At 70.9% G+C, this 6,609-nt stretch carries 5 protein-coding genes; all 5 read right to left on the bottom strand.

Annotated elements, in window-relative coordinates; all coding sequences use genetic code 11:
• On the bottom strand, positions 1-502 hold a 502-nt coding region (locus B085_RS0127535; protein WP_018561837.1), incomplete at its 3' end, for a serine/threonine-protein kinase.
• A gap of 51 nt (positions 503-553) precedes the next feature.
• A complete protein-coding gene (locus tag B085_RS0127530) occupies positions 554-1,018 on the bottom strand; it encodes a hypothetical protein (protein WP_106435050.1) in 465 nt (154 codons plus the stop codon).
• A gap of 88 nt (positions 1,019-1,106) precedes the next feature.
• Positions 1,107-2,474 (bottom strand): dipeptidase, encoded by a 1,368-nt coding sequence (locus B085_RS0127525; protein WP_018561835.1) that lies wholly within the window; start codon positions 2,472-2,474, stop codon positions 1,107-1,109.
• Between the two features lie 276 nt (positions 2,475-2,750).
• Positions 2,751-5,663, bottom strand: coding sequence for a vitamin B12-dependent ribonucleotide reductase (locus tag B085_RS0127520; RefSeq protein ID WP_018561834.1), 2,913 nt, complete (start codon positions 5,661-5,663; stop codon positions 2,751-2,753).
• Positions 5,664-5,788: 125 nt separating this feature from the next.
• Positions 5,789-6,301, bottom strand: a complete 513-nt coding sequence (gene nrdR / locus B085_RS0127515) for a transcriptional regulator NrdR (RefSeq protein ID WP_018561833.1) — start codon at positions 6,299-6,301, stop codon at positions 5,789-5,791.
• Positions 6,302-6,609: the final 308 nt, after the last annotated feature.

Raw genomic sequence — 6,609 nt, 5'->3', positions numbered from 1 at the left:
ACGTCCCCGACGCCTGCGCGATCCCGAAATCCGTCAGCACCACCCGGCCCGACTCCGCCAGCAGCACATTGCCCGGCTTCACATCCCGATGCAGCACCCCCGCCCCATGCGCCGCCCGCAACGCCGCCACCATCGCCCGCCCGATCCGCGCCGCCTCCCCCGGCCCCACCGGACCCCGCTCCTTNAGCAGATCACCCAGCGTCGTCGACGGCACATACTCCATCACGATGACCGGCAGACCCTCGTCATCCACCACGTCATGCACGACCACCACATTCGGATGACTGATCCGCGCCGCGCTGCGCGCCTCCCGACGCGTCCGCTCGAACAACGTCTCCAGCTCGTCGTCCTGCAGATGCGGCTGCGGCGGATGCAACCGCTTCACCGCCACCGCACGCCCCAGCAGCTCGTCCTCGGCCCGCCACACCGTGCCCATACCACCACGGCCGATCCGCTCCACCAGCCGGTACCTCCCGGCCACCAGGCGTCCGAGGTCGGACATCGCGCGATTCTCCTTGGTCATCCGGTGACGGGTCCCACAAGCCGGCCGGCCTCAGGACAGGGCGACGACCCGCGCCTCGGCGGGGCCGGAGTCGAAACGCAGGACGATGTCGTAGAGGTAGGTGTCGCCGGCCTCCGGGCCCAGGTCCGTGCGGGCACCGGGGCGCAGGAGGCCGGAGACGGTCTCGTGCCGTTCGCCCGGCGCCGAGCCGCTGATGGTGACGAGCCGCAGGGGCGTAGGGCCGGTGTTCTCCACGGTGACGGTGCGGGTCCGCGGGCACGGCGCGGCCGAGCCGCCCGCGGGGCACCGGAAGCGCACGTCCCCGAAGTCGCCCAGCCCGCAGGAGACATCGGTGGCGTAGGTGATGTCCGACGAGCAGACCGCGCCGACCCGCAGACCGGCCGCGGGGCCGGCGTCGACCGGCGTCCCGTGGGCGTCGGACCCCCGCGGCTGTGCCACGGCGAACACGCCGAGAGCGGCCGTGGCGAGTGCGGCGGACAGGAGGGCTCTGCGCACCGGGTGCTCCAATGGGCGAGGCCTGGTAAGAACGGCCTCGCGTTCCTCCGGGAATGACACGCGAATTCCAAGGATCCACTCCGGCCCGCTATCCGCGGTCGCCTCTCCCTGCGTAAAGGCGCATGAAATGGGCTTCGGCGACGGCGAGGCGCCGCAGTTCGTCGACGGAGACACTCTCGTCCACGGCGTGGATCTGCGCCTCGGGTTCGCAGAGTCCGATCAGGAGGATCTCGGCCCGGGGGTAGAGGGCGGCGAGGGTGTTGCACAGCGGGATCCCGCCGCCGAGCCCCGCGATGTCCATGTCGCGGCCGCTGTAGGCCGTCCGCATGGCGTCGGCCATGGCCGAGTAGGCGGGGCTCGAGGTGTCGGCGAGGAACGGCTCGCCCTGGGCGGCCTGCTCCACCGACACCCGCGCGCCCCACGGGGTGTGCTTCTCGATGTGGGCGGTCAGCAGCTCGGTGGCCCGCGCGGCGTCGACGCCCGGGGGGATGCGCAGGCTGATCGCCGCCCGCGCGCTCGCGTGGACCGAGGGCGTGGCCCCCACGACGGAAGGGCAGTCGATGCCCATCACGCTCACCGACGGCCGCGCCCAGAGCCGGTCCGCGACGGAGCCGGTGCCGACGAGGCCGACCCCGTCCAGCACCCCGCCGTCCACGCGGAAGTCGGTCTCGGGGTAGGTCAGGCCGCGCCACTCCCCGTCGGCCGCCAGGCCGTCGACCCGGGGCGATCCGTCCTCGTCCACCAGTGAGCCCAGGATCTTGACGAGTGCGGTGAGCGCGTCGGGGGCGGCCCCGCCGAACTGGCCTGAGTGCAGGTTGCCGCGGAGGGTCTCGACGGTGATCCGGAGCATCGTGATGCCGCGCAGCGACGCGGTGACGGTCGGCGTCCCGAGACGGAAGTTCCCGGCGTCGCCGATGAGGATCACGTCGGCTTCGAGCGCGTCCGGGTGGGCCCGCGCGTACCGCTCCAGACCGCCCGTCGCCTGCTCCTCGGAGCCCTCCACGATCACCTTGACGTTGAGCGGCACGCCGCCGTGCGCCTTCAGCGCGCGCAAGGCCAGGAGGTGCATGACCACAGCGCCCTTGCAGTCCGCGGTGCCCCGTCCGTACCACCGTCCGTCGCGCTCGGTCAGCTCGAAGGGCGGGGTCCGCCAGGCCTGCTCGTCCGGCGCCGGCTGCACGTCGTAGTGCGCGTACAGCAGGATCGTGGGAGCCCCCGCCGGGCCCGCGAGGTGACCGAGCACCGACTGGTGGCCGTCGGGCATGTCGAGGACGCGTACGTCTCCGAACCCTTCGTCCCGCAGGGCGCCGGCGACCCACGCGGCGGCCTTGCGGCATTCCTCGGGGGGCTCGACGGCGGGGTCCGCGACCGACCTGAACGCGACGAGTTCGGCGAGTTCGCTCCGCGCCGCCGGGATCAGCGAGGCGACGGTGCCGGCGATGGCGTCGGGGGACAACGGGTGCTCCTTGGCGTACGGGGAAGATTGCGCCGATCGCCGGAGGAGGGGAAACGCCTCCCCGTCACGGGAATTCGACAGCGGTCGCCTCGACCCTATTCGCGTACCCGCGGGCCCGGATAGAAAGCGCGTGCCACTTTCCGCGCCACCGGATTCCGCACCCGCGCGGCCGAGCTGTCCGGCCCCGCGCCCGTACGGTCCCCGACACACGCGTGTCCCCCCGGGGCGGAGCGCCTCGGGGGGACACGCGTGGGACGGCCGGATCAGGCGCCGGCGTCAGCTGCAGCCGCTGGTGGAGCCGCAGCCCTCGCACAGGTAGCAGCTGCCCGCGCGGCGCATCTTCGTGCCGCAGGAGAAGCAGAGCGGGGCGTCGGCGTTGAGGCCGAGCTGGATCTCCAGCAGCTCCGTCGAGTTGTGGGCGGTCTTCGGCGCCGGAGTCACCGCGACAGGCTCGGCCTCGGGCGCGGCGGCGACCGGCTTGGGCGCCTCGGTCTGGCGCGGGGCGGACTGCGCCAGACCCTCGACGTCGACCTCCTCGGCGGCGGGCTCGTAGGAACCCGTGTCGAGGTGGCGCTGGCGCTCCTCGGCGGAGTGGATGCCGAGGGCGGAGCGGGTCTCGAAGGGCAGGAAGTCCAGCGCCAGGCGGCGGAAGATGTAGTCGACGATCGACTGCGCCATCCGCACGTCCGGGTCGTCCGTGAGGCCGGCCGGCTCGAAGCGCATGTTGGTGAACTTCGAGACGTAGGTCTCCAGCGGCACGCCGTACTGCAGGCCCACCGAGACGGCGATGGAGAAGGCGTCCATCATGCCCGCGAGGGTCGAGCCCTGCTTGGACATCTTCAGGAAGACCTCGCCGAGACCGTCGTCCGGGTAGGAGTTGGCGGTCATGTAGCCCTCGGCGCCGCCCACCGTGAAGGAGGTGGTGATCCCCGGACGGCCCTTGGGGAGCCGGCGGCGGACCGGGCGGTACTCGACGACCTTCTCGACCGCGGCGGGGGCGGTCGCCGGCGCCTGCTCGGCCTTCTTCTCGTCCGCCTTCTTCTTGGCGGAGAGCGGCTGGCCGACCTTGCAGTTGTCGCGGTAGATCGCGAGCGCCTTCAGGCCGAGCTTCCAGCCCTCGTAGTAGATCTCCTCGATCTCCTCGACGCTCGCCGACTCCGGCATGTTGACCGTCTTGGAGATGGCGCCGGACAGGAACGGCTGGGTCGCGGCCATCATCCGGACGTGGCCCATCGGCGCGATGGAGCGCTCGCCCATGGCGCAGTCGAAGACCTCGTAGTGCTCGGGCTTCAGGCTGGGCGCGTCGATCACGCTGCCGTGCTCGGAGATGTGGGCGACGATCGCCTCGATCTGCTCCTGCTGGTAGCCGAGGCGGTGCAGGGCCTGCGGGACCGTGTTGTTCACGATCTGCATGGAGCCGCCGCCGACCAGCTTCTTGAACTTGACCAGGGCGAGGTCGGGCTCGATGCCGGTGGTGTCGCAGTCCATCATCAGGCCGATGGTGCCGGTCGGGGCCAGCAGGGAGGCCTGCGCGTTGCGGAATCCGTTCTTCTCGCCGAGGCGCAGGACGTCCTGCCAGGCCTCGGTGGCCGCGGCCCAGACCGGGGTGTCCAGGTCGTCCATCCGCGTGGCGACGGCGTTGGCGTCGGAGTGCTGCTTCATGACGCGCTTGTGGGACGTGGCGTTGCGGGCGTAGCCGTCGTACGGGCCGACGACCGCGGCGAGCTCCGCGGAACGCTTGTAGGAGGTGCCGGTCATCAGGGAGGTGATGGCACCGGCGAGCGCGCGGCCGCCCTCGGAGTCGTAGGCGTGGCCGGTCGCCATCAGCAGCGCGCCGAGGTTGGCGTAGCCGACGCCGAGCTGGCGGAACGCGCGGGTGGTCTCGCCGATCTTCTGGGTCGGGAAGTCCGCGAAGGAGATGGAGATGTCCATCGCGGTGATGACGAGCTCGACGACCTTGGCGAAGCGCACGGCGTCGAAGCGCTGGTTGCCCTTGCCGTCGTCGTCGAGGAACTTCATCAGGTTCAGCGAGGCGAGGTTGCAGGACGAGTTGTCCAGGTGCATGTACTCGCTGCAGGGGTTGGACGCGGTGATGCGGCCGGTCTCCGGCGTGGTGTGCCAGTGGTTGATGACGTCGTCGTACTGGATGCCGGGGTCGGCGCAGGCCCAGGCGGCCTCGGCCAGCCTGCGGAAGAGGGCCCTGGCGTCGACCTCCTCGATGACCTCGCCGGTCATCCGGGCGCGCAGCCCGAACTTGGCGCCGTTCTCGTACGCCTTCATGAACTCTTCGTTCACGCGGACGGAGTTGTTGGCGTTCTGGTACTGGACGGACGCGATGTCGTCGCCGCCCAGGTCCATGTCGAAGCCCGCGTCGCGCAGGGCGCGGATCTTCTCCTCCTCCTTCACCTTGGTCTCGATGAAGGCCTCGACGTCCGGGTGGTCGACGTCCAGGACGACCATCTTGGCCGCCCGGCGGGTGGCGCCACCGGACTTGATGGTGCCGGCGGAGGCGTCGGCGCCGCGCATGAAGGAGACGGGACCGGAGGCGTTGCCGCCGGAGGAGAGCAGTTCCTTGGAGGAGCGGATGCGGGAGAGGTTCAGGCCGGCGCCGGAGCCGCCCTTGAAGATCATCCCCTCTTCCTTGTACCAGTCGAGGATGGACTCCATGGAGTCGTCGACCGAGAGGATGAAGCACGCCGAGACCTGCTGCGGCTGGGCGGTGCCGACGTTGAACCAGACCGGGGAGTTGAAGCTGAAGACCTGGTGGAGCAGGGCCCAGGTGAGCTCGTGCTCGAAGATCTCCGCGTCGGCGGGCGACGCGAAGTAGTCGTGGTCCTCGCCGGCCTTGCGGTACGTCGTGACCACGCGGTCGATCAGCTGGCGGAGGCTGCTCTCACGCTGCGGGGAACCGACGGCGCCGCGGAAGTACTTGCTGGTGACGATGTTGACCGCGTTCACCGACCAGGAGTCGGGGAACTCCACGCCGCGCTGCTCGAAGTTGATCGAGCCGTCGCGCCAGTTGGTCATGACGACGTCACGGCGTTCCCAGACCACCTCGTCGTAGGGGTGCGTCCCCGGGGTGGTGTGGATGCGCTCGATGCGCAGGCCCTTGGCGGCGGGAGCCGCCGCGGCCGCCTTGCCGGCCTTGGCTCGGGAACCCCGTGCCGGGCCGCTCGTCGTCTCTGTCATGTGCCGCCTCCCATTACAGGCATTACAGGTAAAACGCCCTGAAGCGCCGCGGTCTTCCCGCGTCTGTGTCTCTCACGGCCGGTGCACCCCCAGGTGCCCGGCAAGTCCGGTGCCGGTGCGCGCCGCTATGGCGCGGCGACGGTGGCGGTGGGGACGGCTCCGTCCCGGTCCCGCCCTCCGGTGTCGCCCGGCGGCCCCTGGTCGCGCAGCTCGGCGATCGCCGCCTCGAAGTCCTCGAGCGAGTCGAAGGCCCGGTAGACCGAGGCGAACCGCAGATAGGCGACCAGATCCAGGTCCTTCAGCGGGCCGAGTATGGCCAGTCCGACGTCGTGGGTCGACAGCTCGGCGCTGCCCGTGGCACGTACCGCCTCCTCGACGCGCTGCCCGAGCTGGGCGAGGGCGTCCTCGGTGACGGGCCGGCCCTGGCAGGCCTTGCGGACCCCGGCGATGACCTTGTTGCGGCTGAAGGGTTCGGTGACCCCGCTGCGCTTGATCACCATCAGCGAGGCCGTCTCCACGGTGGTGAAGCGGCGGCCGCAGTCGGGGCACTGCCGGCGACGGCGGATCGAGGTGCCGTCGTCGGTGGTCCGGCTGTCGACGACGCGACTGTCGGGGTGTCGGCAGAAGGGGCAGTGCATCGTCTCCCTCTCCCTCCCTCACCCACGGTGAGCGCACGACTTCTGAGCCCGAGGGGCCGGTGACGGCCCCGCGAAGCAGCCACAAGCATAGGCGATCCGGAAGGGCTTGATGACCCGGGGACCACTACTTGTGGGGGCTGCACACCATCCAACCACTAGATCTGGTGGCGTGGTGGCCACATGCGCCCATCGCACGAACCGCGTGTCGCGGCCCGCCGACGGGACGGGAGCCTACGCGACGCGGCGCTTACCGGGAGAGCCGGGGCGCGGGTGACACACTGGGTGTACGGATCGTCACGGCTCGCGCA

The sequence above is a fragment of the Streptomyces sp. BoleA5 genome, from assembly GCF_000373665.1.
In the GTDB taxonomy this organism is placed as follows: Bacteria; Actinomycetota; Actinomycetes; order Streptomycetales; family Streptomycetaceae; genus Actinacidiphila.
This window is presented reverse-complemented; position numbering and strand designations above follow the sequence as displayed.

Bases quoted from the DNA above. Each gene is read 5' to 3' on its own strand.
- nrdR (WP_018561833.1), bottom strand. From the start codon at position 6,301: ATGCACTGCCCCTTCTGCCGACACCCCGACAGTCGCGTCGTCGACAGC.
- B085_RS0127520 (WP_018561834.1), bottom strand. From the start codon at position 5,663: ATGACAGAGACGACGAGCGGCCCGGCACGGGGTTCCCGAGCCAAGGCC.